Raw genomic sequence first — 26396 nt, 5'->3', positions numbered from 1 at the left:
AGCATGGCCGGTGCTACTGCGCGGCCGCCTCGACACCGTCGGCGGGCTGGTAGCCGCACGAGTCCTGCGCGTCCACGGCCGCGCCGGGTTCAAGGGTGGGCTCGCCGGTCGGGGTGCCGGTCGGCGCGTCGCCGGGCGTCTGGTCGGGCGTCTGGCTGGGCGTCTGGGTGGGCGTGCCCGACTTCGCGGGCTTCGGCTCGATGGCCCGGGCGACCGCCTCGTGCATCCACTCGAAGTCCGGGTCGCCCGAGAAGAACTTGTCCGAGCGCTTGAAGACGACCGACTTCACCTTGGCGTCCTTGACCTTCAGCCCGAGCTCGACGAAGGCCGGCAGCAGCTCGATCGGGATGTCGCTGGAGAGCACCTGCTTACCCGCGTTGGCGAGGTCGGTGTAGCGGGTGATCAGCGTGGTGGGGTCGGCGGCGTCGATGATGGCGTCGATGGTGCAGCGCTGCCGTTCCATCCGCTCGTAGTCGTCGGAGCCCCACCGGCCGCGGGCGAACCAGAGGGCGTGGAAGCCGTCGAGGTGCTGGTCGGGGCCGGGCTGGATGTAGCCGGTCGGCGGGATGCCGGCGTCGGTGTCGCCGTTGATCGCCACCGGCTTGTTGACGTTCACGGTGATGCCGCCCATGGCGTTGACGACGTCCTCGAAGCCCTTCAGGTTGGCCAGGACGTAGTAGTCGACGCGGATGCCGAGGCTGCCCGCGACGGCCTGCTTGATCGCGTCGGCGCCCTCGTTCTTGCTGTTGCCCAGCACTCCCGGGTGGCGCTGCGGGATCTGGCCGTAGACGGCGTTGAGCATGTAGAAGCCGTCGTCCTCGGACCCGGAGTAGCCGTCCGGGTAGAGGTCGTGGAGCGGGCTGCCCTCCGGGAACTGGGCGTTCATCATGTTGCGGGGCAGGCTGAACATGACGGTACGTCCGGACTTCACCGAGATGCTGGCCAGGATCACGGTGTCCGTGCGCACGCCCGTGCGGCCCTCACCGCCGTCGCCCCCGAGCAGCAGCACGTTGACGCGCTTGCGGTCGCCCCAGGGGTTCTCCTCGCTGACGTCCTCCGGGGACGTCGCGGTCTGGTTGTCGCCGAAGACGCTCTCGACCAGGTCGGAGGTCACCATCGCCGAGCGGGCGGCGTACGCGAGCGGGGTGCCGACCAGCAGGCACAGCGCCAGTACGAACGTGTGACCGACCAGGGTGTGCCAGCGGGGACGCAGCACCGGCCGGACCTGGCGGTAGGTCAGCACCACGAGGCCGGCCCACCCGAGCAGTCCGAGCCCGATCACGGCCGCCGCGATCTTCAGCTGGGTCGGAGAGGTCGCGAAGTCGAGGACGGCCCGCAGGTCGCGGCCGACGTACCAGATCGCGACGGCGAGGGCGACGACCGTGGGCAGCAGGACGAACCAGCCCAGGAGGCGCCGGCCGCTCCACACCTGCCCCGAGCCCGGCAGCAGCGCCCCCAGCAGGGTCACGCCGAGGGTGCCCGGCAGGCCCTGCGCGCGGCGCGGCCCGCGAGGCCCCCGGGCGCGGCGAGCCCCGCCGCGCGGGGTCGCGGAGGCGGAGCGCCGGGAGCGGCGTACGTCGCGGTCGGGCACGGCCCTCCGGCGGCCGCCGCGCTGCGGGCGCGACGCGGCCGGAGGCGCGGGAGCGGGAGTGAGGGCATCGACCATGGCGCGAAAAAGGTACCCCGAGGGGGCAACGGATCGTGGATGATCCACCGCTTCCCCGTGCCGCGTGGGGATGCGGCGGCGGGGGCTCGGTGGCAGGCTGCCGCCATGAGCGACCTGCCCACCCCTCTCCAGCCGCTCCGCGAGGACTGGCAGCGCGCGCTGTGCGTGGTCGCGCACCCCGACGACATGGAGTTCGGCGCGGCCGCGGCCGTCGCTCGGTGGACCGGCCAGGGCAAGTGGGTCGGCTACTGCATGGTGACCAGCGGCGAGGCGGGCATCGACGGGATGCACCCCGGCGAGTGCCGGCAGGTGCGCGAGGCCGAGCAGGTCGCCTCGGCCGGACTCGTCGGCGTCGACGACGTGTCGTTCCTCGGCCTCCCCGACGGGATCCTGGAGTACGGCGTGCCGCTGCGGCGCGAGATCGCGGCGGAGGTACGCCGCACCCGCCCCGACATCGTGATCACCGGCAACTTCCGCGACACCTGGGGCGGCCGCAACCTCAACCAGCCCGACCACATCGCCGTCGGGCGGGCGGTGCTCGACGCGGTCCGGGACGCGGGCAACCGGTGGGTCTTCCCCGAGCAGCTGAGCGAGGACGTCGAGCCCTGGGGCGGGGTCCGCGAGGTCTGGGCCTTCGGCTCGCCGCAGTCCGGCCACGGGGTCGACACGACCGCCACCTTCGAGGCCGGGGTCGCCTCGCTGGAGGCGCACGCGGCATACATCGACGGGCTGGGGTGGGCCGACTTCGACGCGCGCGAGTTCCTCGAGGGCGGCTCCCGGGCCACCGGCCAGCGCCTCGGCGTCGCGTTCGGGGCCTCGTTCGAGGTGTTCCCGATGGGCTGGGGCGAGTAGCGCCGCGTGCCCAAGCGCCGCAATTGCAGCCGTACGACAGGTTCTGGGCGCAGAAACCTGCTCCACGGCCGCAATTGCGGCCTGGGGACCTGGCCTGCCGCTGCTAGATCCGGCGGGCCAGGACCCGGTCGACGGCCTTGACCGCCTCGACGAGGACCAGCACGACCACGGCCAGGGCGGCGGTGACCAACCACTCGCGTACGCCGAGCGGCGCGGAGCCGAACCAGCTGTGCATGAACGGGGCGTAGACGAACAGCGCCTGCAGCGCGAGCAGCGCGAGGACCGACCACCACACGGCCCGGTTGCCCCGCAGGACGGCGGGGCTGAGGCTGGAGCGCTCCAGGAAGCGGCAGTTCAGCAGGTAGGCCAGCTGCGCGAGCGCGAGCATCGTGACGGCGGTGGTGCGCGCCTGGTCGACCGGGGCTCCGTGCTCCAGCTCGTAGTAGAAGAGCGCCAGGGTGACGCCGCCGATGAGGACCGACACCAGGACGATCCGCCCGAGGAACGCGCGGGTCAGCAGCGGCGCTCGCGAGTCCCGGGGCGGACGGTGCATGAGGCCCGGCTCGGCCCCCTCGCTGGTCAACGACAGCGAGAGCGTGACGGCCGTGACCATGTTGATCCACAACGCCTGGACCGGCTGGAGGGGCAGGGTCAGCCCGCACACGACGGCCACGAGGATGACCAGCGACTGGGCGCCGTTCGTGGGCAGCAGGAAGAGGACCGACTTGCGGATGTTGTCGTAGATGCGGCGGCCCTCCTCCACCGCGGCCTTGATGGTGGCGAAGTTGTCGTCGGCGAGGACGATGTCCGCCGCCTCCTTCGTCGCCTCGGTGCCCTTGATCCCCATCGCCACCCCGACGTCGGCCTGGGTGAGCGCGGGCGCGTCGTTGACGCCGTCCCCCGTCATGGACACCACCTCGCCGTGGTGCTGCAGCGCCCGCACGATCCGGACCTTGTGCTCCGGGCTGGTGCGCGCGTAGACGTCGACCTCACGCACCCGCTCGCGCAGCCGGTCGTCGCTCATCGCCTCGAGCTCGGCGCCGGTCAGCACCTCGGTGTCGCCGCCGTCGCCGAGTCCCATTTCGCGGGCGATCGCGAGCGCCGTGCCGGCGTGGTCGCCGGTGATCATCTTCACCGCGATGCCGGCCTCGCGGCACTCGGCGATCGCGGCGACCGCCTCGGGACGCGGCGGATCGACGATGCCCACCAGCCCGACGAACTCCAGGCCGTCGAGCACGTCCTCGGGTGCCAGCGCGTCCGTGGGGCCGCCTGGCGCGCGGGCCGCGGCCAGCACCCGCAGACCCTGTGCCCCCAGGGTGTCGATCCGCTCGTCCCACAGGCGCCGATCCAGCGGCTGGGGCTCGCCGTCCACCCCCGTCTGGGTCGTGCACCGCTCGAGCACCCGGTCGGGAGCGCCCTTCAGGAGCACGTGCCGGGTGCCGCCGGTCGACTCGACCAGGACCGCCATGTACTTCGTGTCGGACTCGAACGGGATCACCGCGACCCGACGCCAGGCGTCGATCTCGAACCCCGCCTTCGGCCCCAGCGCCCGCAGGGAGCCGTCGGTGGGCTCCCCCACCAGCCGCCACCCGTCGGGCTCGTGGACGAGCCGGGCGTCGTTGCACAGGCTCATCACCTCGGCCAGCGCCCGCAGGTCCGCGCGGTCCTCGACGGTCACCGGTACGTCGTCGAGCAGCACCTCGCCGTCGGCGGCGTACCCGGCGCCGGTGACGTGCATCAGGGCGCCCGACGTCCGGACCTGCCTCGCGGTCATCTCGTTCTTGGTCAGGGTGCCGGTCTTGTCGGAGCAGATCGTCGTGACGGCGCCCAGCGTCTCGACGGCGGGCAGCCGGCGGGTGATCGCGCGCCGGCGGGCCATCTGCTGCACGCCGAGGGCCATGGTGATGGTGACGAGCGCCGGGAGACCCTCGGGTACGGCGGCGACCGCGAAGCCGATCGCGGCCGAGACCAGGTCCCGCACGTCGTCGTCGTACAGCACCCGGCCGATCACGACCATGACCACGGCCATCACGAGGATCAGGCCGGCGAGCCAGCTGCCGAAGCGGCCCAGGCTGCGGGCGAGCGGGGTCTCGACCCGCTCGGTCTCCTCGATCATCGCCTGGATCCGGCCGATCTCCGTGCTCGGCCCGGTCGCCACGACCACGCCACGCCCGATGCCCGCGGCGACGAGGGTCCCGGAGAAGAGCATGCTGCTGCGGTCGCCGAGCCCGGAGTCGGTCGCCACCGGGGACACGTCCTTGACCGTCGCCACCGACTCGCCCGTGAGCGCCGACTCCTCCACCTGCAGGTTCACGGCCTCGGTCAGGCGGACGTCGGCGGGGATCCGGTCGCCGGGTCGTACCCGCACCAGGTCACCCGGCACCAGCTCGTCGGCGTCCACGTCCAGCCAGCGGCCGTCGCGCCGCACGGACGCATGCACGGAGAGCATCTGCGAGATCGCGCTCAGGGCTCGCTCGGCCCGGCCCTCCTGGATCAGTCCCACGCCCGCGTTGATGACGGTCACCGCGAGGATGACCGTGAAGTCGACCCAGTCGGCCAGCAGCGCCTTGAGCGCGGCGGAGACCAGCAGGATGTAGATCAGCACGTCCTGGAACTGCGCCAGCACGCGCCGCCACCACGGGGTGCGTGCCGGGGGCGTCAGCCGGTTCGGGCCGACCTCGTCGAGGCGGCGGCGTACCTCCTCGCCCGCCAGGCCCTCGGCCGTGGCGTCCAGCGTCGACAGCACATCCTCGGCCGGCGTCGCCCACGGCTGCACCGGGAGCCGGACGGATCCGGGGCTCGCGTCGCGGAGAACGTCCATCGTCAGCACCAGCTCTCGTCGGTGGCTCGCGGTCCGGTACCGGCAGCGTAGTAGGGCTCTCGCGTCCATCGGCCGGCCCCGGGTACGGCGAAGGCCCCTGACCCGCGTCTCCGCGGATCAGGGGCCTTCTCTGCTCCCCCGGTTGGACTCGAACCAACAACCCTCCGGTATGCCGTTCACGCAGGTCAGCCCGCCCGCGATCGTGTGCCCCTTCCCGGTCGCACCCGCGGCCCGCCACTCGCTCGAGCAGGTGGCGTGATGGGGCAGCCGTCGGCGGAGCTCACGGACGAAAGCGCGCTTACCAGGCAGCCCGACGAAGTGATCGAGCAACTTCGGGAGGACCGGGACAGCGCCCGCCAGGCTCGCGACGATGCACGGCGGGACTACGACAGCGCTGCTCACTCCATCGCGTACAGCGCCTTGAAGGGCTACGACCTGACGGACCAGGCACGTGAGCGATACGAAGCCGCAGAACAGGCCGTGGCAGCCACGGAAGTTGCGTTCCACCGCGCCCGAGTCGAGTGGTACCACTCGATGGGCAAGCACGCGAGCCACAACCTCACGGCCTGCTGCAAGCCCGAGCCGATCACTCCGCCCGAGGTGAGCCAGTGAGCTGGCTCTCTCGCCGGCGCGAGCAGCGAGCGGAGCGCGCCGCGGCCGCGATATGGGCGGCGTACCGCGCCGCGGTCGAGGCGAACGACCAGTCGGCGTACGACGTCGCGATGAAGGCCGCCGAGGCCTGGGTGAGGAAGCACCACCCCGACGCCGTGGAGTTCTCGCTGGACAGGCTCGTCGACGGGAAGCCCGGCATCACGATCCACACGCGGCACAACGACCTCGACTGGCTCGTCTGGACGCCAAACGAGGCCGGCTGACGCGCGTGAGCACCGTTCGAGCCGCGCTAGCGAAGCGTGGTCCATACCGCAACCCGGTCCCTAAGACGGTGTCCGATTACGGCGTGTCTGAGATACCTCAGACCTGTATGACGAACATCACTTGGGGCTCCTCCATCCGGGACTTCGGCAAGTGGCAGCTCGCTGCTGACCGCGCGCCGGGGACCATCCGCCTCTACGCCTACCGCCTCCGCGACCTCGCCGCCCTCGCCCCGGCCGGCCCCTCCGCGGTCACCGACGAGCTCCTCCTGGAGGTCATCGGCACTCACAAGGCGGCAGAAACCAAGAAGAGCGTCCGGACCACCTACCGGACGTTCTTCAAGTGGGCTCACAAGTCCGGCCGGGTGCCCAGCAACCCGGCCGAGGACCTGCCCTCCATCACCATCCCCCAGAAGCTGCCCAACCCGACCCCCGAGCCGGTCCTGGAGCTCGCGCTGCGCAGCGCGGATGAGCGCGAGCTCTTCATGCTCCGTCTCGGCGCGTACGCCGGCCTGCGGTGCTGCGAGATCGCGATCGTGCATTCCGACCAGTGGGACCGCTACCGACGTGTGCTGAAGGTGGTCGGCAAGGGCGGCAAGATGCGTCGCGTCGCGATCGCGCAGGAGGACCTGTGCCGCCTCCTCGACGACCTCGAGGGGTACGCGTTCCCGAACCGCTGGACCGGTCAGCCGATCACCGCGGGCCACGTCTCCCGGCTCCTCTCGCGAGCGCTCGCTGAGACCTTCACCGGCCACACGCTGCGGCATCGGTTCGCGACCAAGGGGCTGAAGGGGACGAAGAACATCGTCGCGGTCTCCAGGATGCTGGGCCACGCGAAGCTCGACACGACCCTGGTGTACACGCTGCTCGACGACGACGAGCTGTACGAGGTCGCGGCCGCCGTCGCGTAGAAACCCGGACAAGACCGGCGCGGCCGTGGCACCCTGCGTGGCCATGAGCAACGCGCCTGCAGGCTGGTATCCGAACCCAGGTCCGGAGGGTGGCCAGCGTTTCTGGGACGGCGAGCAGTGGACCGATCAGCAGCAGCCGGGAGCGTCGGCGGCGTACCAGCCGCCGGCGTCCCCGGTTGACGCGATGGCGAAGCGGCGAGCCACGAACGCCAGGACGCTGAAGATCTTCGGTGGCGCCCTGGGTGCCCTCCTGCTGATCGTGATCATCGGCGCTGCCGTCGGTGGGGATGACGAGGAGCCGGCGGCGTCCGACTCGAAGTCCGACGCCGGCGCCAGTGCCGCGCCGCCGAAGGCCGACGAGAGCCCGGCGGCTCCGCCCAAGCCGGCGAAGCCGATCGAGCAGGTGCAGGACGCCGTCGACGAGAGCGACGCCGACGACCCGACTGTCTCCCGGTGGGGCGGCCGTGGGTCGTGGCTGGTGGAGTTCAAGGTCAAGGACAACCTGAGCATGGGCATGGTCCGGGGTGGGATCGCCATCGACGTGTTCGACATCGCCGAGGAAATCTCCAAGCTCGACGACGACGTCCCGGTCAAGGAGGTCGCGTTCCGCGGCACGTTCCCCCTCGTCGACAAGTTCGGTGAGGAGGAGGACGGCCAGGTGTTCTTCACGACCTTCCGCGGCTCGGACATCCGCAAGATCAACTACGACAACGTGATGACCTCCGAGATGGACACCGTCGAAGCGCTCGCGATCGACAACATCGTCGGCCTCCACCCTGACTTCCGCGACTAGGCACCACAGACAGAACGTGGCCCCCGCCGACCCGAAGGTCGGCGGGGGCCACGTCTGTGTCGAGCAGCTCGGGCGTCAGGTCCGCTCGACGACCACCTTCTCGGTGCCGCCCTCACCGGCGACCGTCTTGACGAAGGCGCGGCGCGACGTCGCGGCCTCGATCGCCGGCGCGATCTTCAGCGGCCGCCAGATCGACTGGTACGTCGCGATCGCGGCCACGCAGATCACCAGGAAGCACGACAGCAGGCTCCGACCGGTGAACTCGTCGGTGAAGAACGCCGTGCCGCCGCCGGCGACGATCGACCAGACGATCGTGACGAGGGTGCGCCGGCGGCCGGACCAGGTGGGCTGCTGCACCACGGCGATCAGCAGGGGCGAGGCGAAGCCGACGATGAGCGCCCACATCTGGGCGTCCGTGACGACGTCGACGGGCTGCGAGTCGGCCGCGGCCGGCGCGAACAGGGCCAGGAGGTGCACGGCGTACACCTCAACGGTCAGCAGGATCATCCTTCTCTCCTTCCAGCGCCGGCGGTGTCGCCGGCGGCAGATCGTGGGGGTGGGACGGGAGCGCCCGCAGCGCGGAGTCGGCCGCGGCCCGGGCGATCTCGTCGACGACGACACCGCGCAGCGTCAGCACGGTGTCGGTGAGCTGCCCGGCGTACTCCAGGCAGCGGGACTCCTGCGCGGCATACATGTGCCGGTGCAGGGTCTTCTTCTCCTCGAGCTCGGCCTCGGCCTGGCGCCGGAGCCGGCGTTCCTCGTGGAGGTCGGTGCGCGTCTCGGTGAGGGCCGACCCCAGCGCCTCGAGGGCCTGCTTGGTCTCCTCCAACTGGTGCTGGTCGCGCTGGACCTGCGCAGCGGCCGCAGCCTGACGGTGCTGGTCCCTGCGGCTGTTCCGGTTGACGTAGATGGTGCCGATCGCGGTGATCACCGCGGCCGCTCCCAGCAGCAGAGCGGAGGGGTCCACACTCACCTGCCCTTCGGTTCGTCGTACTCCCTGACGATGGGCTCGAACGGCGATCGCATCGGCTGCCGGCAGATCACCAGGTCCTTCGCGGTGAGGGCGGTCGCGAAGATGACGCCGATCGGCGACACGGCGCCGCCCTCTTGGTAGGCGAGGAGGAACCCAGCGGCCCACACCGACGTCGAGATCGCGGACAAGCTCAGAGCGACCCTCGCGTGGCCCTCGCTGCCCCGGATCGCGGCGTACGTCAGGTGCGCTCCCCCGACGAGGAAGGCCACGCCCCACACCCACACGGGCAGCACCGCTCGGATGACCTGGAAGCTGTCGCCGTCGAAGTCGGCCACCAGGACGATGCACGCGGCCCCGACGAGGATGTGCCGCGCGGCCGCGATCACCAGGTAGGCGCGAGCTCGCCAGGTCATCTGCTCCTCGGGGACCGAGGGCAGGACGCCGACGGCCATCGTCACTTGGCGGCTCGGAGCGGCTTGCCCAGACGGCGCGCAAGCTCGAAGACCGCCGGCCGAGCAGCTGCAGCACGCCGGAGGGCGGCCTTCACGGTGGTGCCGCGCTGGTCGACCTTCGCGGCGAGGACCTTCTCGGCGGTGCGGGTGGCGATCTTCTCGATGTCCTCAGGGGTCACGTCGTCGTCCTCCAGGTAGCGGGTGAGCTCGGCCTCTCCGGAGGCCGAGGTGTAGCCGAGCCGGTCGATCTTCCGGCTGGTCCAGGTCGAGTGCTCGGAGTGGTGAGCGAGCTCGAAGTAGGACCGGAGAGCCGCGTTCGAGCGGCCCATGAACTCGCGCATGGTCATCCGGTCGCCGGTGCGGGGGTTGACGAGGACCCGGTCCCAGTCGGCCGCCTGCAGGCCGCCCTCCCACTCGGTGCCCCAGGCGTAGCGGCGGGCGGAGTCCCGCGGGATGGTGAACCGCTGGCCGCGCCCGGTCGGCACGGTCAGCGGGCCGCCCTGCCCCGGGTGGTTGGCCCACCCGAACGTGATGATCCGGTACGTCAGGTCCCAGCCGCCGTACCCGTTGCACAGCGGACCCGGGAGCGCGAGCGCCGGGTTCGGGTGTGGCCGGCCCGCTCGGCAGAGCCCCAGGACCGGGGTGAGGTTGCCCGGCGAGTATCCCGACACCGTGTGGTGCGACATCTCGTCGACGACGTGCAGCGCGTCCCACACGCCGTAGGCGCTGGGCCGACCCGGGAGCAGGTCGATCCGGGCCTCCGGCACGCCGTGGTCGAGCATCACCGTCCGGAGCTCGCGGGCCTTGGCGAGCGCCCGGTCCCGGTCGCTGGCGCCGCGGGCGGACCGGGACAGCACGAGCCGGGCGGGGGGCTCGTCGACGTCGACGAGCTGGCCGGCCTCGTGGCCCGCGGTCAGCTCCTCGGTGGTGGGGTGGGCCAGGACGTCGCAGACGTCGACCCAGGTGCCGTGCTTCGGTGGCTCATCGGCCTCGAGCAAGATCGCGTCGGTCACCGATCACCACCTCCCTTCATCTAGTGGGCGGGGTGGTGAAGTGGTGCGCGGCCGAGTCCGCGCGCGACGGTCAGGGCTCGGTCGGCGCCGCGGCGTCGGTGATCGCGGCCTGGAGGATGGCGGGGTCGCCGCCGTCCTCGATGAAGCGGCGCGCGGCGTCGGCGACCTGGACGGGCACGTCGGCGAGGCGTCGACGGCGTTCCTGCTCGGTCTGCACGGCGCGGCGGTGCTCGTCGAGCTCGTCGTCGTCCAGGGTGGTCAGGTCCATGGGTGCCTCCTCAGGCTGCGGTGCCGGGCAGGGTGGTCGGCCAGGGGTCGCTGGTCTTGTAGGACAGCGATCCGTAGTAGGGGTTGTCCGTCGTCGCCCGGGTGATGTTCAGCCCGGTGGTCCCGAAGAATGCGGGGCGGATCGTTGGGGCGGTGGGAGGTCCCGAGACCGTGTGGACCGTGTGGCGCTCGGGGTTGGCCCCGGCGAGGACGTCGGGGCGGAAGCCGGTCGGGATCGCGGAGACCGCGACCGCCGTCGTGGACGACCCAGGGCTCAGGGCCGCGATGCGCCAGAAGACTCCTGCCTCCGTCCGGCAGATGGCAACCGCTGCGACTCCCACGGTTGCCCCGACCCAGCCGTTTGCGAGGAGTCCTGAGACGTCCCGCCAGCCGGTGTCGCCGGAGATGCAGACCCAGCCGGTCGAGCCGGTGCCGGTGTCCTTGTGCCAGCGTCGCGCGCCGTTGGTCTTGGCGAGGTCGACGTACTCCGCCCCCGGGGAGGCAGTGACGATGCCCTCCGGGGAGCCGATGCCCTCGTTGTAGCGCGTCCCGGCCTGCCCGAGACCAATGACGTCGGCTGCACGCACGACGAGCAGGTCCGAGATGCTGTTCCGCGCGGCGCCCGACCAGCGGGCACCCGGGGACGGGCCGAAGAAGAACGGCAGCGCGCGCGGGCTCTCCTCCATGAGCAGGTCGCCGGCGTGGTACGTCGCGCCCTCGGTCAGTCCAGCAGTCTGCTTGCTGATGAAGAACGTCACCGATCCGGTCGCGGTCGCGGTGAAGGTGACGGCGAGGCGGCGAGGGGTGCCGACGGCGTCGTCGGAGACGCCGCGCACCACGCTGCCTGGAACGGCGGTAGCGCTGTAGACCGACGCCCGGAGGCCGCCGCCGAGCGGAGCGTCCTTCTGCATCGAGACCGAGCAGGTGTAGGTCTTTCCGCTCTCGACGTTGAAGGTCTGAGCCAGGCCCGCGTCCAGGTTGGAGATGCCGGTCCCGTATGTGAACGCGACGCCGGGCTCGCCCGAGTCCGGGAACACGACGGGCGACTGCGCGATGCCGAAGCCAGCGCCGCCGTTGACGTTCCCCCAGTTCGTGAGTGTCACGCCCGTCGGGGTGCGGGCGAGGTTGCGCCGCACGATCGGCATGGAAGGGATCGCGGCCCGGGCGGCCTCGGCAGCCAGACGCGCGGTCTCGGCGAGCGCGCGCTGCTCGCTGGCCGTGGCCGCGGACCCGGACGCCGCGGTCGCTGAGTCGGACGCCGCCGTGGCCTGAGCGGTCGCGGCCGCCACCTGCGCGAGCACCGCCTGCTGAGCCGCCTCCGCCGCCTCCTGCGCGGCCAGCGCACCGAGCCGGGCCGAGTCCGCATCACCAGCGGAGTCCGACGCCGCACCTGCCGCCGTCGATGCGGCGGACGCCGAGCCAGACGCTGCCGTCGCGATCGCCTGGAGCTCGATCTCGGCCTGCGTGAGGGTCGTGTCGAGCGTGGTGGTCGCGCCCGTCACCAGCTGGTCGACCTGCTCGGTCGCTTCGTCGACGAGCTCGCCGACCTGCGCGGCCGCCTGGTCCCGGTACTCGCGCGCCTGGTCGGCGTAGGCCCGGGCGGCGATCGCGGTCTCCGGCCGGCGCTGGCCGTCGGGGATCATGCGGAGCTCCAGCTGATCGCCGTCGTCGACGAGGACCTGGAACTCCTTCGTGATCTTGCTGAACTCGCCGCGCTTCGCACGGTTCTGGACCCGCGCGGTGAAGACGCCCCAGAAGCCGGTGATCGTGGCACCGTGCTCGTCGACGAACCCGTCCTGGTCGACGTGCGGGAAGGCGAAGCTCGCGACGCCGTCGGTGACGGTGACGGGCTCGGCGAACGGGTAGATCGCCTGACCGGTCGCGGCCCAGATCACGACGCCGTTGGTCTCGACCCACGCGTTGACCACGGCCTCGGTGCCGAGCACCCCGCTCGCGCGGCCGAACGTGACCTGGGCGGTGCTGATCCCTTCGGGCAGCGGCATGCTCAGCTCCTCGCCGAGATGTTGAGGCACCGGATGCGGACCGAGGCGTTGGCCGTGTTGCAGCGAACGCCGTGCTTCGTGTGGCCGCTGTACGTCGCCGACTCGCCCGGGGCGAGCGTGTGGGTCAGCACCTGGCGCCCGTTCAGGAACCCGAGGAGCTTGTCGAGCACGGCCACCAGAGACAGGTGGTACTCCTGCCCAGGGTTGAGGGCGATGCTCGTCGTCCAGTTCACGATGGTCGCGCCGCGGTAGAGCTCCAGACGGCCCGAGGGTCCGTTGAAGTACCAGCCGAGTCGGGTGTTGGCGTCGGTGCTCTTGGCGATGACCCCGACCACGACAGCTGGGACGTAGGTGACGAGCGCGGAGACCTCCGCGTCGCTGAACCCGGTCTCGACGACCACGTTGCCGGCGGTTGTGCAGGTGAGCGCCGACCCGTTCGGGACGAACACCCCGCTCGACTGCGCCTCGTAGGTGTGTCCCGTCTCGGTGTTGCCGAGCGTCTTGCGTGAGTACCGGTCCAGGACCTCGGGGACGCGAGAGGCGGTGGGCGCCGGGAGGTCGAAGGCGTCAGCGATTCGTGCGGCCATCAGTGCGTGGCCGGCGTCGCTGGGGTGGATGTTGTCCGGCTCGATGAGGTCGAGCGGGTCGGCTGCGCCTGGTCCGGAGGCCTCGGCGGCCTCGAAGGGCGTGAGTCCGTCGACGTAGATCGCGTCGGAGCGCTCGGTGACGACGGCCTGCATGGCCTCGACGAAGTCCTGCCAGGGCACGGCGGGGGCGGCGACGTCGGGGCGGGCGTAGGTGGAGCAGACGACCTGGAGCGGGTTGTTGCCCGCAGCGGTCGAGACCTCCGTGAGGCGGGCGTCGAGCTCGGCCTCGAAGGTCGCGGCCGGCGTACCGAAGAAGTAGTTGTTGGCGCCGATCATGTGGACCACGACGGCCGGCTTCACGACAGCGATCTGCGCCAGGGTGCCGCTGGGCACGTAGTTCGCCGACGTCGTTCCACCGATGCCGCCGTTGAGGACGTGCACTCCCGGCAGGGTGCGCTCGACGGCGCCGGTGAGGTCGCCCACGGGCGGCTCGTAGCCGTAGATCCCCGAGGGGAATGCCGCCTGCAGGCGCGCCGCCAGCACGTTGACGAAGCGGCGTGACGCGATCGTCGCTCCCACCCCGCCGGTCGACGACGACCCGAGCGTCACCACCGTCACCGGGCCGCGCTGAGCCTTCGCCAGCTGGGCCAGGACGCGGCTCGCGTCCGAGAGGGCGGCGTCTCTCGCGCCGGCGATCGTGGCCGCGATGCCGTCTGCGAAGACGCCGCCGGCGTTCAGCGCGGCGGCCATCGTGCCGTCGTTGAGGGTGGCGCCGGCGGCGAGGTTCTCGTCGGACCACTCGGCGAGCTGGCGGAGGTAGCCGGGGACGTCGTTCGGGTCGTCAGCGACGGGGTACGGCGCGCCGTTCGGGGTGGTCTCCGGCATCAGATGATGGTTCCTTCCTCGGGCACGTGCGGGGTCATGGAGCCGAGGGTCGGGAAGCGCTCGGCGAGCTCGGCGAAGGTGCCGTGCTCTGCGGTCAGGTGGGCGAAGGTGGCGCCGTGGTCGACGACCTCGACGTCGGGGTCGATGAGGAGCCCGACCGGCTTCTGGGTCGCTGCGGCCGCGACGACGTCGGCGAGGTCCTCGGGCGCCTCGGAGGCCCACACGCGGATCTTGAAGGTCCACGGGCCGTCGGTGCGCTCGAGCACGTCGACGCGCTTCGTGGCGCCGGTGAGGACGGTCTGCACTGCGCCCTTGATCGCCCGTGGGGTGCCGCGGCGCCACTGTGCGCGGCTGCGGACGAGCTCGCGCTGCTGCTCGGTGGTCAGGCCGTCGGGGACGGGGGTTCCGGTGGCGCGGCCCAGCCATGCCGGGTCCGGGGTCTCGTTGATGTCGAACCCGGCGGTCCAGCCCCGGGCCGTGGGCTGCACCAGGGCGTCGGCACGCTCGAGCACCGAGGTGAGCGCCTCGACGAGCGGCTGCAGCTGCTCGCCGGCGCGACGACGGAAGGTCGGGCCGAGCCCTGCCAGGACCCGCTCAGCGACGGTCACGACACCGTCACCACGAGGGACGACCCGCCGGGGCCGACCGGAGAGGGCAGGGCGCCGGGTCCGGTCAGGGTGGTGGCGTGCTCGTCGCCGTTGACGGTCACCACGATCGCTGAGGTCACGTCCGGGACCTGGGCGGCGACGACGGCGAGGTCGAGGGTCCGCAGCGTGGTCCGCTCGGACCAGCTGTCCGGGTCGGCGGCTGTCGATCCCCAGGTGGCGGGATGGATCGCCGCGGTGATCGCGGCCTCGACTGCGGCCTCGACGGCGACGAGGTCGGCGCCGGGGACGGCTTCGAGCGTGACGGTGATGTCGAGGTCGGTGTACGTCGGCTCGGCGAGGATGATGCGGAAGTTGACCTCGCGGGCCAGCTCGAGCTGGTCGGCGAGGTCAGCGGCAGTGGATCCGCCGACCGGTTCGCCGTCCGCGTCGATCGCGATCACCGTGGCTGTGCGCTCGTGGGTGCCGGGTTCCTCCGGGTCATAGAGGTCGATCGCCATCGCACGCTGCACGCCGTTTACCGTCCGGGCCAGGGTGGCGAGATCCGCGGCCCGCACCCCGCCGGGACGGAGCGTGGCGAGGTAGTCGGTCAGCCGGTCGAGGTAGTCGGTCAGGGACTCGCCGTCGACTCCCCCGGACGCGTGCGAGCCCATCGACGTGTAGAAGACGTAAGGGTGGCTCGTCACTGCGACCACCTCCGAGCCCTCGCCGGCCGAGACGTTCCCGACCGTGCCCGGCACGGTCGCCTGCGTCTCGACGGTCACCGCGGCGATGTAACTGGTGACGACACCGCCGCTGGTCATGAGCCGGTTGAAGGTGACGACCTCGTCGAAGTCTGCGGTCGACTGGAAGGTGACGCCGTTGGCGACGACGGTGAAGCCGGCTGGGAAGCTGATGGGGATGTCGATCGTCGGTGGTGTTGACGGCGGGAACGTCTTCGTGCGCAGGGCGAGCGTGATGTCGGCGATGGCGTACGCGTCTGTCCGCGGGACGATCCCGAACACGGTCTCGCCGATGGCGGCCAGGGTGAGGCGGAAGCCCTCGGCCACGAACGCGTTGATCGCCGCCGCGGCGACTCCGATCTCCTCACCGAGGGCGACCTCGGGGGCGCCTTCGTTCGGCTCCCAGCCCTCGATGCGTGCACGGATCCCATTGAGGATCTGCGCGATGAGGCCGTCCTCGTCGACGTCGAGCTCAGGGTCCTCCCAGGGCATTCAGACCTCCTCGGTGGTCACGGGTGTGCTGGGCCGCACCGTTGCGGCCTGGTCGGCGAACGAGACGAGCAACTCGACGTCGACCGGGTCGGCGCGCTCTTCCCACTCCAGGACGACGTCGGCGAGGACGGACAGGTCGAGACCGGCGCCGATGGGGTCGGGCATCCCGTAGTCCGGGATCGCGGTGCGCTCGCCGGGGCGGGTGTCGATCAGCAGCGCGACGGACTGAGCGATCTCCGGCTCGCTGTCCTGCTCGTGCGTCGCGAGACCGTCGTCGTGGCCGATGACGATCGGCAGGGCGAGGGTGCGGGGCATCAGGCTCCTTCCCAGGCGGCGATCCAGGGACCGCTGTCGGTGTGGACGAGCAGCACCAGGGTTCCGACGGGCAGCGGCTCGGTGGTGAGCTCGCCGTCGACGAGCACGGGGCGGGTGCCGCCGTAGCAGGGGCCGTGCGGGGCGCGGGTGTCGCCGTCGAGGACGGTGACGTACACGCCGTCGTCGTCGACGCTGCTGACGGTGCCTGTTGCTGGCGGCCGGGTGAGCGATCGGGGGCGGCGCTGCACGAGGTCGTCGACGGCCATCAGAGCCACCACCCGGCGCCGGTGTACTGCGGCGCGTAGGCCTTGAAGATCCCGGTGCCGTACGCGGTGCCCTTGGCCTCAATCGTGGAGCCGTTGCCGAGGGAGATCGCTACGTGCTGGATGTCCTCGGTCTGGATGAACAGCAGCGCCCCGCGGGTCTTCAGTGCCTTGTCGACGCTCATCGTCTTCCCGGCCGCCTGGACGGCGGCCCACTGAGCCGCGGATGGCTTGGCGAGGACCTTGCCGCCGGCGCGGGTTGCCTCCTGGACGAGCCCGGAGCAGTCCCATGAGCCGGGGCCGGAGGCACCCCACACGTAGGGGTCGCCTTGCTGGGCGAGCGCGAAGTCGACCATCTTCGCTCGTGCGCCGGACGCCTTGCCGCCGCCGTCGGCGCCGTCCTGGCCGGGGATGAAGTCCGGGTCGCCGCCGTCGCCCTTCCGGGAGTTGCGCTCCCGCTTGGGCTCTCGCAGTGCGTGCTTGGCCCGCACGAGCGACACTGACGCGCGCGGCGAGGTCACGGTTCTGGAGATCTCCGAGACCAGCCACCGGCCGTCCGCGGGACCCATGTCCTCGACGAGCACGACGGACCCGGCCGGGAACTTCAAGGCGCCGACGTCGACGGTGGCGGTCGCCTCGCTGGCGCGCCGGCCGACGTCGAGGTTGAAGTCGATGTCGTGGCAGCCCCCGGTGTACTCCTGCAGCCTGGTGGGCCGGGCGTCGCGGTCGATCAGCCAGTCGTCGCCGCCCATGACCAGCCGGCGCCCGTCGGAGAACCTCCGCCACCTGATGTCCTCGGCGGCCTCACCGAGGACCTCCCACGAGCTGGTGCGATCTCCGCCGGTGGAGCGCTCGACGACCCGCTGGATCGGACCACGCTTCGCCGGGTCCACGGCGACCGGGATGCCTGCTTCGCGGGCGAGACGCTCTGCGAGCTCGCGGCGGGTGATCCTCCCGGGCTTGATCGAGAGCCGCTTCTTGCGGCGGCGCAGTGCCGCGACGATCGCGTCCTCGAACGTGAGCGTGAGGATGTCCGAGCCCTTCGCGACGCGGACCAGCTCGAAGTGCATACCGTCGAAGACCACCCAGCACCGCTCGTCGAGCGGGGTGCGGCCGCGCAGCAGCTTGCGGTGCTGGTCGAGGACCTGGAGCTCCAGGGTGGACGCGCCGTCGATGGTCTGCTTGACCGTGGGGTCGCCGGCGATCGCCTCGACCAGGTCGACGCGCATGCCGCGCTTCCCGCCGCTGACCAGCTCCAGCTTCTCCAGCACGCCGGCGACGAGGGTCGGGTCCGTGGGCATCAGCCCTTGCCGCCCTTCCCCTTGTCCCGGTCCTTGTCCTTGCTGTCCTTTCCGCGGGACTTCTTCGCGTGGCTCTTCACCAGCTGCGGCTCGATGTACTCCAACAGCGTGAGGGTCAGTTCCTGCCGGATCCGCCGGCCAGCGGAGTTGCGCTCGCGGGCGCCGTACGCGAGGTCCTGGAGCACCCACCTGGTCGTCGACGGGAAGTGCAGCGGACCGGAGACCTGCAGCACCGGCGGCGGGAGGGTGACGCGCTTCGGCCGGATGCTCCTCCCCCAGCTCGCGACCCGTGCCAGCTCGGCCTCGATGACCCGGTCGACCCCGGGCCGAACCTCCATCCCGTCGAGCATCAGCGGGAGCGTCCAGGTGACCTCCGGTGTGCCGCCCCAGTAGACGCCCGTCGTGCGCCGCGGCCGCGGGAGCGTCTGCCACCCACCCACGCCGCCGCTGGGCTCGTCGTCGCCGATGAGCTCGAACACGATGGGAGGCCGGACTGTCGGTGTCACCGGCCGGATGGACACCCGGGTCGTCACAGCCGCGCCTCCTGCGAGCGGAGGTCGTCGAGGACGGCCTCGCCGAGGACGCGACCGTTGGGGAGCATGAGCTGGATGACGATCGGGCCACCGGGCCAGGCCGGCCCGACGGTGAGCTCGCCCTCGTCGAGGTCGAGCTCGTCGGACGGGAGGCTGAGCGGCGCCGCCGCGGTGAGCCGCGACGGCACGCGCGGCACGATCGTGCCGCTCTGCTCGGGGACGAACAGCTCGGGGCGGTGCTCCCCCACGATGTACGGCCGGCCAGCGATCACGGGACCGCCGCGCGCACGCGGAGCCGCACCGCCGACACCGCGGGGCCGGGACTCGTCGCCGCTGCGGACGGTGTTGATGGTGATCGTGGCGCTGCGGTCCCGGCCCAGGTTGTCGACCCGGTCCTGCACGCCCTTCAGCTTCGTCCCGAGCGCGTCGAGCTTGTCGATCGTGGCGTCACCGAACGCGTCGAAAGCCCGGCGGGCGCCCTTGATCTTGTCGCCGATGCCAGGCACCCAGCCCATGCCCTTCTCCGCGGCCGACAGGATCCCGTCAAAGGCAGAGAACGCGGCCTTCAGCAGCCAGGTGAAGGCCTTGATTCCGACGCGGGCCATCATCAGGTAGGCCGAGGCAAGGAGCCGGAAGTAGCCCACAAACACGTCACCGATGAACGACCCGAACGGCTTCAGGACCTTGTTCCACACGAAGTCGACCCCGGAGCGGAAGGTCTCGCTCTTCTTGTAGGCCAGGATGAAGCCACCCACGAGAGCGGCGATGCCGGCCACGACCAGGCCGATCGGGTTGGCCGTGAGAGCGGCGTTGAGGAGCCACTGCGCGCCGGTCCAGATGCCGGTGGCCAGCGCGATGGCCTTCGTCGCGGCCGAGTGCGCGATCGCGCCGGCGGTGGCCCGTGCACGTGCCAGCAGCCCGACGTTGTGGGCACCGGTGTTGGCCGTGACCGCGGCCGTCTCGGCGACCGTGCTCGCGACGACAGCGGTGCGGCTGGCGACGAGCGCGGCGTTGCTCTTCGTCAGCTGGCGGTTGGTGATGAGCTCGGCGACCTTCAGCGGCAGCGACGCGGCGAGCACGACGTTGGCGGCCAGCTGGGAGACCTTCAGCGCGCCGTACCCGATGATCAGGTACGGGACGGCCTTGGCGAGCAGGTCGGTGTGATCCGCGAGGAACCCGGTGACGACCCCGGTGACCTCGAGCATGTCGGAGATCCCGGGCAGCTGCCGCCCGACCTCCTCGAAGACGGGGCCGAGGTCGCGGACGTCGTCGGCGAGCTGGCCGACCTGGTTCTGAGTCTGGCCGAGGCTGAAGCCGTCGAAGCGGCTCTTGAGCGAGTCCCAGCGGTCGACGGTGGTGTCGATCGCGCCGGGCAGCTGGTGGGCGAGCTGGCGGCCCCAGCGGGCGAACTTCGTCGACAGGCTCTCGGCGCTGCTCTCCATGCCGGGCAGCGCGGCCCGCAGCTCGCGGACCGCGACCTTGGCGACGGAGTTGAAGCCACGGAAGAACCCGGTCGCCGCGGTAGCCATCGGCCCGCCGAGCAGCGTGAAGAACGACTTGATGCGCCCCTCAGCACCGCGCTGCTGGTTCGCCAGACCGCCCGACGTGCGCGCGAGGTCGCCCTGCGCGTCGCCCAGGCTGCCCAGGATCAGCTTGTGCCGCACCATCACCTTCTGCTGCTCCGTCAGCGTCCCGGTGAGACCCATCTCCGCGGCCTTCGCCTTCATGGCGGCGTCGGAGATGAAGATGCCGAACTTCCTCAGGGGCTCCGCCTCGCCAGACAGGCCGGACTGGAGTGCCTGGAAGACCTCGCCGGGGTCCTGGTTGTAGAAGGACGCGAGATCGAGGCCGGCCTTGGTGAGATCGGTCGAGAACCCCGGCAGCTCCTTCTTCGCGATACCGGCGGCCTTGCCGAAGACGCCGAACTGGCGGGTGGCGTCCTGGAGCTCGGGGTTGTAGATCCCGAACTGACGGGTGAGCCGGTTGAGGTCCTTCTGCACCCCACGCGCAGAAGGACCGAACACCGTGTTGAAGGCGGACGCGGTCTCGGCGGCGTCGCCGGCGAGACTGATCGCCTTCACGCTGACCCCGGCCGCGGCGACACTGAGCGCGGTGAGGCCGGCCACGCCGACCTTGGACGCGCCGAGGATGCCGCGGCCCACGACGCTGACCACGCTGCGGCCGCCGCGAGCGACGGCCAGCAGCCCGGACTTCACCTTGCCGGACGCAACGGCGAGGAGACCACGCTCGGCCCGCTTGCCGGCCTGGCCGACCTCGTCCGCGGTCTCAGCGACGTCCTGCAGCTCGCCCTGGGTGTCACCGAGCCCCTTGGCGACCGCCCGGCGCTCCTTCAGCGAGAGCCTGAGCCCTACCTCTTCCTCAGCCACGACTCACCTCGCTTCACTTCTTGAAGGCCCGCGCGATCCACCGGGTGATGGACCGTGCGGTCAGGCCGGCGGTCTTGCCGGCCTGGTAGTCGGCCAGGGACTTCTCGCTGTCCTGACGGAGCTGCTGGGCCTTCTTCAGCACCGCGGTGACGAGCTCGAAGTCGTCGGGGTGGAGACCGAGGTAGCGCAGCGGGTCGAAGCCGAGGGTGAGGGCGACCGCCGCCCCCTCGATGAGGGCGGGGTCGCCGGTCAGTTTCCCGCGGTGTCCTGCTCGAGCATGTCGCGGGAGTAGCCGGACCACTCACCGAGCTCGGCGGCGGTGGAGATGATGTCACCGTCGGTGAGGTAGAGCCCGCGGACGACCTCGACGGCCTTCCCTGCCGGGATCTCCAGGAGCCGCGCGAGCCGCTTGTCGAACTGCGGCCAGTCGTCCGGGTTGGTCGACCGGTCGGCCGGGTCGATCGACACCTTCTCGCCGTCGGCGTCGACCTCGAAGACGCCGATGCAGGCCTCGGCCAGGAGCGTGGCGTTGGCGTTGACGATGCGGTGGTCGTCCTTGCTTTTGCGGGCCTTCTCACCTGCGGCGTCGATGCGCTTCTGCTCGGTGGGCTTGAAGCGCACCCAGAGCTCGGGCTCGTAGCGCGGGACCTTGATGTCGACGAACAGCGCGGCCTTGGCCCGGTCTCGACGGGCACGGATGCCGTCCAGGATGCTGCCCGGCGCGGCGGGCGCCTCGCCGGGCTCGGGCTGCTCGCCGTGGCCGACCTGGTCGGCCTCGAACCGGTCGCTCTCGTGCCCCATCAGGCCACCTCCTCGATCTCGGCGACGAGCTCGCACTCACGCGGCTCGTCGCTGTTGGAGTCCACGTCGCCGGTGTTGATCGAGGCGAGCCGGCCGATGTAGATCGTCGGCTTGCCCCAGGGCAGGCCGTCGTCGTCGAGGGGCTGCTCCGTGATGACGACGCGCGCCCGGCCGACTCGCGCACGGAGCCGGCGGCCGAGCGCGATGTCCCGCTCGCGCTCGTAGCCGCGACCGATGGTGACAGCGCCGGTCGTGGGCCGGGAGGCGTAGGACTTCTCCTTCGTGGTCCCCCCGGGCCGGCGCTTGGTGATCTCGGCGGTGGTCTCCCCCCCGCTGAGGGTGTCCCACGCCTCGGTGGGCGTGCCGTCGATCACGGCGGTGATCAGGTACTGGCTCTGCGTGCTCACGCGGCTGCTCCTTCGGCGACGGCGGTCACCACGGCGATGGTGATCCGCTCGGTGTGGGCGGTGGCGGCAACCTCGGCGGCCGCGTGGACCTGACCCAGCGCGATCGTCTCGGCGGGGTTGTTGGCGAAGCTGCAGTCCGCGTCGAACGCGTCGTCGGGTGCCTCTCCGTACAGCGCTCCGGCGCTGTAGAGCCCGAGGAGCACACCCCGGATGGCGCCTTCGATCTCGGCGAACAGCTGGCCGCGACCGTCGATCTGGCGTCCGAGGAACGCGAGCATCACGCCGCTCATGCTGGTGACCAGGGACATCGCGAGCCGGCCGACGTTGAACTGGCGGAAGGTGTCGTCGTCGGACAGAGACCGCCAGCCGGTGAGGGTCGGCTTGCCGTTCCGGAGTCGGATGAGGTTGACCCCGGCGTCGTAGAGGGTGTCGGCGTCGACGTCGCTGAAGACGGTCGTGACGCCCAGGCCGCGGCGCACGAGCCCGACATCGCGGCCCTGGTCGAAGATCGGGGCGTGGTTGGTGTGCCCGACCGCGGCGTCGCCGCGGGCGGCGAGACCAGCGGCGATGACGGATGCGGGGACGTCACGGGTCGTGCCGCCGGGGCCGGGAACGGTGACCCAGGGGCCGACCATGCTCGCCCGGATCGAACCTGCCGCGGCGTTGAGGCCCGCCGCGGCAGCGGCCGTGGTGGCGGTGACCACCACGGCGGGGGTGTCGAGCAGCACGGCGCGCTCGTCGAACTCCTCGGCGTGGTCGATCAGCGCGGCGTACGCCGCCGCGGTCGTGACCCCGGGGATGCAGACCTGGCCCGGCCCGTGGTCCTTGGTGAGCTTGCGGAGGCCGGCGGTCCACTCGGCCTCGGTGACGGCGGCGACGTTGGCCGCGGCCGCGCGGACGATGACGACCAGGGGCGCCCCCTGCTCGAGGGCGTCGCCGACGAGCGCGGCGACGGTGTCCGGCACGTTGGCCGCGGTCGCGTCGGCCGACGACAGGCACTTGGTGGGGACGGCGGGACCGTCGGCGCCGGCGTACACCATGAAGCAGGTGCCGGTCGGCGTCGGGTCACCGCGGCGCGGGAGCGCCCCGGTGACGTTGACGATGATCTGCGGACGGGACATGCGGTTACTCCTGTGGGGTCGTGACGGAGACGTGCGGGTGGGTGCTCTGGACGAGCGGCCAGGCGGTGCCGGCGTCAAGGTCGACGACGTTCTCGACCTCGATGTCGAAGGCGACGGCGCAGCCGCCGAGGGTGCGGGCGGCGGTCTTCTGCGGCAGCTGCGCGTACTCCTCGCCGGCCCAGGTGACCGTCTTGGCGACGCCGCCGAGGGTTCGGTTCTGGAGCAGCACGGTGCGGACGTACGACGCCCACTTCCGCGATCGCGCAGCGGTGTCGCGGTGGTCGGTGCCACGGTCGTAGATCCCGACGGCGAGTCGCCAGGTGGCGGTCCAGCCCTTGCCGCGGGACTTGCTGGGACGGTCGACGAGCCCCGGCGAGGTGATGGCGCCGACCGGGAAGTTGGCCGAGGTGAGCGCCTCGATCGCCGGCACCTGCTGCCAGGTCGTGACCGGCTTGAAGCCGGTGACGCCCAGCAGGGTGATGAGCTCCGGGAGCTGCTCGGTCAGGATCTCCTCGGCGGCCTGGCACAGGTCGTCGGCGCTGATGATGCGGGCGGTCATGCGCCGGCTCCGTTGACCAGGTAGCCGAGCAGGTCCTGCGCCCACTCGCTGACCTTGCTGGCCGGCGGAACGGGGGCGGGGTCGCGCTTCGGCATGCCGCGAGCGCCTCGCTTCAGGTACGCGGCGGCGGGCGAGTCGGAGAGCAGGGTGACGCTCTCCTCGGTGATTCGCTCGGCGCCGGGCTTCGTGAGGCTGTCCAGGAGGCCGGCGGTGTCGACGAGGATCCGGCTGCTGCCCTTCGCGCGGACCGTGGAGGGGTCGAGCGCGGCCCAGGTCCCGAACCCGGCGGTCGCGAACACCTCCTCCTCGTAGGCGCGGAGTTCGCCGGCGAGGAGCTGCAGCAGCGGGCGGGGCTGGTCGACACGGTCGAAGATGTCGCCGAGGAACCGCTCGGCGGCCCGGGTGTCCACGTCGATGTCGATCACGTCAGCACCTCCGTCTCGGGTCGGCCGGGTCGGGGAACCGCTCGGCGGGCGGGAAGTCGCCGACCGGCCCGAGAGCCGGGGTGGCGCCGTCCTCGCCGTTCTCGCCGAGCGGGATCGCCTGCAGCTGGGCGAGCGCGCGCAGGTAGCGGCGCTCGAGGAACGCGGCACGGCCGAGGTCGCCCGGGCCTTGCTGTTCGGGGAACAGCGCGGCCTCGAGCTGCGCGGCCGTGCCAAGGGTGATGCACCAGACGGCCAGATCGTGGCGGGGTCCCGGGTCGGGATTGGCCCCGGCCAGGGGGATCACCTCCGTGGCGATCCCCCTGACCGTCTCCTCGAACAGCGTGGATTCCTCTGTCTCGCTGTCGAGCAGCTGCGGTGCGCGGGCCAGGAGCAGGGCGCTGACCTGGTCCTTGCTCACCGCGGCCGCGATGCCGTCGAGCACGTCAGCTCCGCTGCGACTTCGGCGGCTTGGGCAGCGGCGGGGGCGGCGGGTCGTCGGTCGACGTCCCGCCGGTGTTGGGCTGGCCGCCTCCCTCGCTGCCCTCGTCACCGGCCGGCGCGACCGGCACCGGCTTGTCCCCGACGGCTCCGAGGCTCAACAGCGTGGCGACGTGCTTCGCCAGCGCGTTGTCCGGGATCGGCTCGCCCTGGAGGACCTTGACCGTGCCGCTCTCGGTGCGGACGTAGGTCACGGGCGCGTGCCCGATCACGACGTCACCCCGCTCGTCGGCGGGGTGGCGCCGGCCAGGGTCTCCTGGAGCTGGGTGACGAGCCGCGGCCGCGCCTTGTCGCCCTTCTCCGCGCGCTCCTTGTCGAGGGCGACCTGGGCGCGGGTGACGTCGCCGTCAACCCAGGCGAGGACGTCGTCGATGCGGTCCGTCAGCGGCTGGGCCGGCGGGACGGGGCTCGTCGACGTGATGTCTCCGGCGGCGGCCGCGGCGGCCAGGGCCGCCTCGTCGAGCTCGCTCGGCGTGGCCGCGGCGGCCGCGGCCGTCTGGTCGTCCTTCAGCTGCCGCTCGGCGGCGTCGACGGCGGCCTGGTCGGCCGGGGTCGCCGGCGTCGTGGGCTCCGTCCCGGGGGCACTCGATCCGCCGAGCAGGTCGAGGACCTCCTGGCGGGCCTCGGAGCCGCGGTTGAGCTCGCCGGCGAGGAGCAGCGACGTGACGTCGATGCCCTCGGCCGCGGCCTTGGCGATCGCGCCCTCGACGTCGCTGACCGACGCGGAGCGCATCCAGTCGTTGAGCTCGTCCTGCTCCAGGTCGTCGAGGTCCTCCATGGCGAAGACGTCGAGCACGCCGTGGCGCTGCAGCTGGCTGGGGTCGTCGACGAAGGCGCCGTGGCGCTGGCCGCGCTCGAAGTCCTCGCCGTCGATCGTGATCGTGTCGCCGCGGCGCGCGAGGCGCTCGGAGCCGTTCTCCCGGGCGTAGGAGAACAGCGCGTGGGCGATGGTGACGGTGTGCTCAGCCATCGAGCCCCGTCACCTTCTTGATCGCGTACGGGTTGGTGACGTACATGACCGGCCGCACCGAGGACTGGACGAGGGTCTTCTCGTTCTTCACGATGCGGTCGGTCTCGGTGCGCAGCGGCTGCTCGACGCGCATCTCGCCGACCTGCTGCGACGCGACGGCGTAGCCGGTGCCGTTGGGGACCCGGTTGGAGCTGAAGACCTCCTTGATCTTCATCGACTCGAGCACCTGGGCGAGCTTGTCTCCGTACGTCACGACCAGCTGGTAGTGCTGGGTCGGGTTGATGATCCAGGTGTCGTACTGGACGCCCAGCTCGTCCTGGTCAGCGATGAGCTGCGCCTTGGCGAAGTCGGCGGCCGGCCACAGGGTGTTGTTGGTCTGCGACGAGCCGCCGGTGACGACGTTGCCCCAGTCGTTGCCGACGAAGGTGCCGGCGCCACCGAGGGCGGTGATCGCGGCCTCGAGCTCGGCGATCGCGCGGGTGTTGACCTTGCGCACGATCGTGTTGGCCAGCAGGGTGACCTGGTTGTTGAAGTGGCTGACGTCGTTGCGGTCGCGCGCCTCGTCGAAGACGTAGAACTTGCCGCCGTACTTCTCGACCTCGGCGACCTTCGGCGCCCGCCGGCTGGAGCCCACGATGGGGAACTCCTGGCCGGGCATGACGCGCTCGACGTCGCGGTCGAGGTAGAGCTCGTTGAGGACGGCCTGGTCGTAGATCACGGCGCCGCCGACCACGGTTCCGCCCTGGGCGAAGATCCGGGTAACGATGAAGTTCTGCAGCGTCATGTCGGCGATGCGGCGGGTGATGCGGGTGGGCTGCTTCAGCGCCGTGTCGACGGTGAGCGTGTCCCCGGTGACGACCGGCGGGCCGAGCGGGTAGGTGACGGGTGCGGTTCCCATGAAG

31 protein-coding genes are annotated in these 26396 nt (G+C 71.5%); 5 read left to right on the top strand and 26 right to left on the bottom strand.

All coding sequences use genetic code 11. The features are described from left to right. Nucleotides 1–13: 13 nt before the first annotated feature. Nucleotides 14–1666 carry an LCP family protein gene (locus tag VMF51_RS18395; RefSeq protein WP_325475916.1) on the bottom strand — a complete coding sequence of 551 codons (1653 nt, stop codon included), beginning with the start codon at nt 1664–1666 and terminating at the stop codon, nt 14–16. 105 nt (nt 1667–1771) lie between these two features. Between VMF51_RS18395 and VMF51_RS18390 the strand changes: the two genes are divergently transcribed. Further along, complete coding sequence (locus tag VMF51_RS18390) at nt 1772–2518, top strand: PIG-L deacetylase family protein (protein WP_325475915.1); 747 nt, start codon at nt 1772–1774, stop codon at nt 2516–2518. Between the two features lie 103 nt (nt 2519–2621). On the opposite strand, the gene VMF51_RS18385 is transcribed toward VMF51_RS18390, so the two are convergent. Beyond that, complete coding sequence (locus VMF51_RS18385) at nt 2622–5339, bottom strand: HAD-IC family P-type ATPase (RefSeq protein WP_325475914.1); 2718 nt, start codon at nt 5337–5339, stop codon at nt 2622–2624. Nucleotides 5340–5594: 255 nt separating this feature from the next. On the opposite strand from VMF51_RS18385, the gene VMF51_RS18380 reads away from it, so the two are divergent. The 4 genes from VMF51_RS18380 to VMF51_RS18365 all read left to right on the top strand — a co-directional run bounded on the left by VMF51_RS18380 (nt 5595) and on the right by VMF51_RS18365 (nt 7915). Continuing rightward, complete coding sequence (locus VMF51_RS18380; RefSeq protein WP_325475913.1) at nt 5595–5951, top strand: hypothetical protein; 357 nt, start codon at nt 5595–5597, stop codon at nt 5949–5951. Then, nucleotides 5948–6214 carry a hypothetical protein gene (locus VMF51_RS18375; protein ID WP_325475912.1) on the top strand — a complete coding sequence of 89 codons (267 nt, stop codon included), beginning with the start codon at nt 5948–5950 and terminating at the stop codon, nt 6212–6214. Before VMF51_RS18380 ends, VMF51_RS18375 begins: the two co-directional genes overlap by 4 nt. Before the next feature lie 107 nt (nt 6215–6321). Further along, entirely contained in the window at nt 6322–7122 is an 801-nt protein-coding gene (locus VMF51_RS18370; RefSeq protein ID WP_325475911.1) for a tyrosine-type recombinase/integrase, read from the top strand. A gap of 43 nt (nt 7123–7165) precedes the next feature. Continuing rightward, nucleotides 7166–7915, top strand: a complete 750-nt coding sequence (locus tag VMF51_RS18365; RefSeq protein WP_325475910.1) for a DUF2510 domain-containing protein — start codon at nt 7166–7168, stop codon at nt 7913–7915. A 75-nt stretch (nt 7916–7990) separates the two neighbouring features. Here the strand turns inward: VMF51_RS18365 and VMF51_RS18360 are convergent, their stop codons facing one another. From VMF51_RS18360 to VMF51_RS18245, 24 genes are all read right to left on the bottom strand, one after another. After that, nucleotides 7991–8422 (bottom strand): hypothetical protein, encoded by a 432-nt coding sequence (locus VMF51_RS18360; protein ID WP_325475909.1) that lies wholly within the window; start codon nt 8420–8422, stop codon nt 7991–7993. After that, nucleotides 8403–8882 carry a hypothetical protein gene (locus VMF51_RS18355; RefSeq protein ID WP_325475908.1) on the bottom strand — a complete coding sequence of 160 codons (480 nt, stop codon included), beginning with the start codon at nt 8880–8882 and terminating at the stop codon, nt 8403–8405. Before VMF51_RS18355 ends, VMF51_RS18360 begins: the two co-directional genes overlap by 20 nt. 2 nt (nt 8883–8884) lie before the next feature. Next, nucleotides 8885–9346, bottom strand: a complete 462-nt coding sequence (locus VMF51_RS18350) for a hypothetical protein (RefSeq protein ID WP_325475907.1) — start codon at nt 9344–9346, stop codon at nt 8885–8887. Next, on the bottom strand, nt 9343–10353 hold the full coding sequence (locus VMF51_RS18345) for a hypothetical protein (protein WP_325475906.1): 1011 nt from the start codon (nt 10351–10353) through the stop codon (nt 9343–9345). Before VMF51_RS18345 ends, VMF51_RS18350 begins: the two co-directional genes overlap by 4 nt. Before the next feature lie 70 nt (nt 10354–10423). After that, nucleotides 10424–10621, bottom strand: a complete 198-nt coding sequence (locus tag VMF51_RS18340) for a hypothetical protein (RefSeq protein WP_325475905.1) — start codon at nt 10619–10621, stop codon at nt 10424–10426. Between the two features lie 10 nt (nt 10622–10631). Next, nucleotides 10632–12623 carry a hypothetical protein gene (locus tag VMF51_RS18335; protein ID WP_325475904.1) on the bottom strand — a complete coding sequence of 664 codons (1992 nt, stop codon included), beginning with the start codon at nt 12621–12623 and terminating at the stop codon, nt 10632–10634. A 2-nt stretch (nt 12624–12625) separates the two neighbouring features. Continuing rightward, a complete protein-coding gene (locus tag VMF51_RS18330) occupies nt 12626–14095 on the bottom strand; it encodes an SGNH/GDSL hydrolase family protein (RefSeq protein ID WP_325475903.1) in 1470 nt (489 codons plus the stop codon). Continuing rightward, nucleotides 14095–14703: a hypothetical protein gene (locus VMF51_RS18325; protein WP_325475902.1), complete on the bottom strand. Its 609-nt coding sequence runs from the start codon at nt 14701–14703 to the stop codon at nt 14095–14097. Before VMF51_RS18325 ends, VMF51_RS18330 begins: the two co-directional genes overlap by 1 nt. Next, nucleotides 14700–15914, bottom strand: a complete 1215-nt coding sequence (locus VMF51_RS18320) for a baseplate J/gp47 family protein (RefSeq protein ID WP_325475901.1) — start codon at nt 15912–15914, stop codon at nt 14700–14702. The genes VMF51_RS18325 and VMF51_RS18320 overlap by 4 nt, the downstream gene beginning before the upstream one ends. Beyond that, nucleotides 15915–16229, bottom strand: a complete 315-nt coding sequence (locus VMF51_RS18315; protein WP_325475900.1) for a GPW/gp25 family protein — start codon at nt 16227–16229, stop codon at nt 15915–15917. Next, entirely contained in the window at nt 16229–16495 is a 267-nt protein-coding gene (locus tag VMF51_RS18310; RefSeq protein ID WP_325475899.1) for a hypothetical protein, read from the bottom strand. Before VMF51_RS18310 ends, VMF51_RS18315 begins: the two co-directional genes overlap by 1 nt. Continuing rightward, nucleotides 16495–17793 (bottom strand): NlpC/P60 family protein, encoded by a 1299-nt coding sequence (locus tag VMF51_RS18305; RefSeq protein ID WP_325475898.1) that lies wholly within the window; start codon nt 17791–17793, stop codon nt 16495–16497. Before VMF51_RS18305 ends, VMF51_RS18310 begins: the two co-directional genes overlap by 1 nt. Then, nucleotides 17793–18272 (bottom strand): hypothetical protein, encoded by a 480-nt coding sequence (locus VMF51_RS18300; protein WP_325475897.1) that lies wholly within the window; start codon nt 18270–18272, stop codon nt 17793–17795. The genes VMF51_RS18305 and VMF51_RS18300 overlap by 1 nt, the downstream gene beginning before the upstream one ends. 50 nt (nt 18273–18322) lie before the next feature. Then, nucleotides 18323–20713 carry a hypothetical protein gene (locus VMF51_RS18295; protein ID WP_325475896.1) on the bottom strand — a complete coding sequence of 797 codons (2391 nt, stop codon included), beginning with the start codon at nt 20711–20713 and terminating at the stop codon, nt 18323–18325. A gap of 13 nt (nt 20714–20726) precedes the next feature. After that, entirely contained in the window at nt 20727–21014 is a 288-nt protein-coding gene (locus tag VMF51_RS18290) for a hypothetical protein (protein WP_325475895.1), read from the bottom strand. Continuing rightward, nucleotides 20963–21514: a hypothetical protein gene (locus VMF51_RS18285; protein ID WP_325475894.1), complete on the bottom strand. Its 552-nt coding sequence runs from the start codon at nt 21512–21514 to the stop codon at nt 20963–20965. Before VMF51_RS18285 ends, VMF51_RS18290 begins: the two co-directional genes overlap by 52 nt. Then, the gene (locus VMF51_RS18280) at nt 21514–21921 is read right to left on the bottom strand and encodes a hypothetical protein (RefSeq protein WP_325475893.1); all 408 of its coding nucleotides are present in this window, start codon (nt 21919–21921) and stop codon (nt 21514–21516) included. The genes VMF51_RS18285 and VMF51_RS18280 overlap by 1 nt, the downstream gene beginning before the upstream one ends. Continuing rightward, nucleotides 21918–23042 (bottom strand): hypothetical protein, encoded by a 1125-nt coding sequence (locus VMF51_RS18275; RefSeq protein ID WP_325475892.1) that lies wholly within the window; start codon nt 23040–23042, stop codon nt 21918–21920. The genes VMF51_RS18280 and VMF51_RS18275 overlap by 4 nt, the downstream gene beginning before the upstream one ends. A 4-nt stretch (nt 23043–23046) precedes the next feature. Beyond that, nucleotides 23047–23601 (bottom strand): hypothetical protein, encoded by a 555-nt coding sequence (locus tag VMF51_RS18270; protein ID WP_325475891.1) that lies wholly within the window; start codon nt 23599–23601, stop codon nt 23047–23049. Further along, nucleotides 23598–24026, bottom strand: coding sequence for a hypothetical protein (locus tag VMF51_RS18265; protein WP_325475890.1), 429 nt, complete (start codon nt 24024–24026; stop codon nt 23598–23600). The genes VMF51_RS18270 and VMF51_RS18265 overlap by 4 nt, the downstream gene beginning before the upstream one ends. 1 nt (nt 24027) lies before the next feature. After that, on the bottom strand, nt 24028–24468 hold the full coding sequence (locus VMF51_RS18260; RefSeq protein WP_325475889.1) for a hypothetical protein: 441 nt from the start codon (nt 24466–24468) through the stop codon (nt 24028–24030). A 1-nt stretch (nt 24469) separates the two neighbouring features. Next, a complete protein-coding gene (locus tag VMF51_RS18255; protein ID WP_325475888.1) occupies nt 24470–24736 on the bottom strand; it encodes a hypothetical protein in 267 nt (88 codons plus the stop codon). After that, nucleotides 24733–25494 (bottom strand): hypothetical protein, encoded by a 762-nt coding sequence (locus tag VMF51_RS18250; protein WP_325475887.1) that lies wholly within the window; start codon nt 25492–25494, stop codon nt 24733–24735. The genes VMF51_RS18255 and VMF51_RS18250 overlap by 4 nt, the downstream gene beginning before the upstream one ends. Further along, nucleotides 25487–26392, bottom strand: coding sequence for a major capsid protein (locus VMF51_RS18245; protein ID WP_325475886.1), 906 nt, complete (start codon nt 26390–26392; stop codon nt 25487–25489). Before VMF51_RS18245 ends, VMF51_RS18250 begins: the two co-directional genes overlap by 8 nt. Nucleotides 26393–26396 lie beyond the last annotated feature (4 nt).

Source organism: Nocardioides sp. (assembly GCF_035503875.1).
In the GTDB taxonomy this organism is placed as follows: Bacteria; Actinomycetota; Actinomycetes; order Propionibacteriales; family Nocardioidaceae; genus Nocardioides.
This window is presented reverse-complemented; position numbering and strand designations above follow the sequence as displayed.

Coding starts and splice junctions, on each gene's coding strand:
- VMF51_RS18245 (WP_325475886.1), bottom strand. CDS start 26,392: ATGGGAACCGCACCCGTCACCTACCCGCTCGGCCCGCCGGTCGTCACC.
- VMF51_RS18315 (WP_325475900.1), bottom strand. CDS start 16,229: ATGCCCCGCACCCTCGCCCTGCCGATCGTCATCGGCCACGACGACGGT.
- VMF51_RS18275 (WP_325475892.1), bottom strand. CDS start 23,042: ATGTCCCGTCCGCAGATCATCGTCAACGTCACCGGGGCGCTCCCGCGC.
- VMF51_RS18385 (WP_325475914.1), bottom strand. CDS start 5,339: ATGGACGTTCTCCGCGACGCGAGCCCCGGATCCGTCCGGCTCCCGGTG.
- VMF51_RS18330 (WP_325475903.1), bottom strand. CDS start 14,095: ATGCCGGAGACCACCCCGAACGGCGCGCCGTACCCCGTCGCTGACGAC.
- VMF51_RS18305 (WP_325475898.1), bottom strand. CDS start 17,793: ATGCCCACGGACCCGACCCTCGTCGCCGGCGTGCTGGAGAAGCTGGAG.
- VMF51_RS18390 (WP_325475915.1), top strand. CDS start 1,772: ATGAGCGACCTGCCCACCCCTCTCCAGCCGCTCCGCGAGGACTGGCAG.
- VMF51_RS18310 (WP_325475899.1), bottom strand. CDS start 16,495: ATGGCCGTCGACGACCTCGTGCAGCGCCGCCCCCGATCGCTCACCCGG.
- VMF51_RS18395 (WP_325475916.1), bottom strand. CDS start 1,666: ATGGTCGATGCCCTCACTCCCGCTCCCGCGCCTCCGGCCGCGTCGCGC.
- VMF51_RS18340 (WP_325475905.1), bottom strand. CDS start 10,621: ATGGACCTGACCACCCTGGACGACGACGAGCTCGACGAGCACCGCCGC.
- VMF51_RS18270 (WP_325475891.1), bottom strand. CDS start 23,601: ATGACCGCCCGCATCATCAGCGCCGACGACCTGTGCCAGGCCGCCGAG.
- VMF51_RS18250 (WP_325475887.1), bottom strand. CDS start 25,494: ATGGCTGAGCACACCGTCACCATCGCCCACGCGCTGTTCTCCTACGCC.
- VMF51_RS18335 (WP_325475904.1), bottom strand. CDS start 12,623: ATGCCGCTGCCCGAAGGGATCAGCACCGCCCAGGTCACGTTCGGCCGC.
- VMF51_RS18360 (WP_325475909.1), bottom strand. CDS start 8,422: ATGATCCTGCTGACCGTTGAGGTGTACGCCGTGCACCTCCTGGCCCTG.
- VMF51_RS18320 (WP_325475901.1), bottom strand. CDS start 15,914: ATGCCCTGGGAGGACCCTGAGCTCGACGTCGACGAGGACGGCCTCATC.
- VMF51_RS18365 (WP_325475910.1), top strand. CDS start 7,166: ATGAGCAACGCGCCTGCAGGCTGGTATCCGAACCCAGGTCCGGAGGGT.
- VMF51_RS18285 (WP_325475894.1), bottom strand. CDS start 21,514: ATGGGGCACGAGAGCGACCGGTTCGAGGCCGACCAGGTCGGCCACGGC.
- VMF51_RS18370 (WP_325475911.1), top strand. CDS start 6,322: ATGACGAACATCACTTGGGGCTCCTCCATCCGGGACTTCGGCAAGTGG.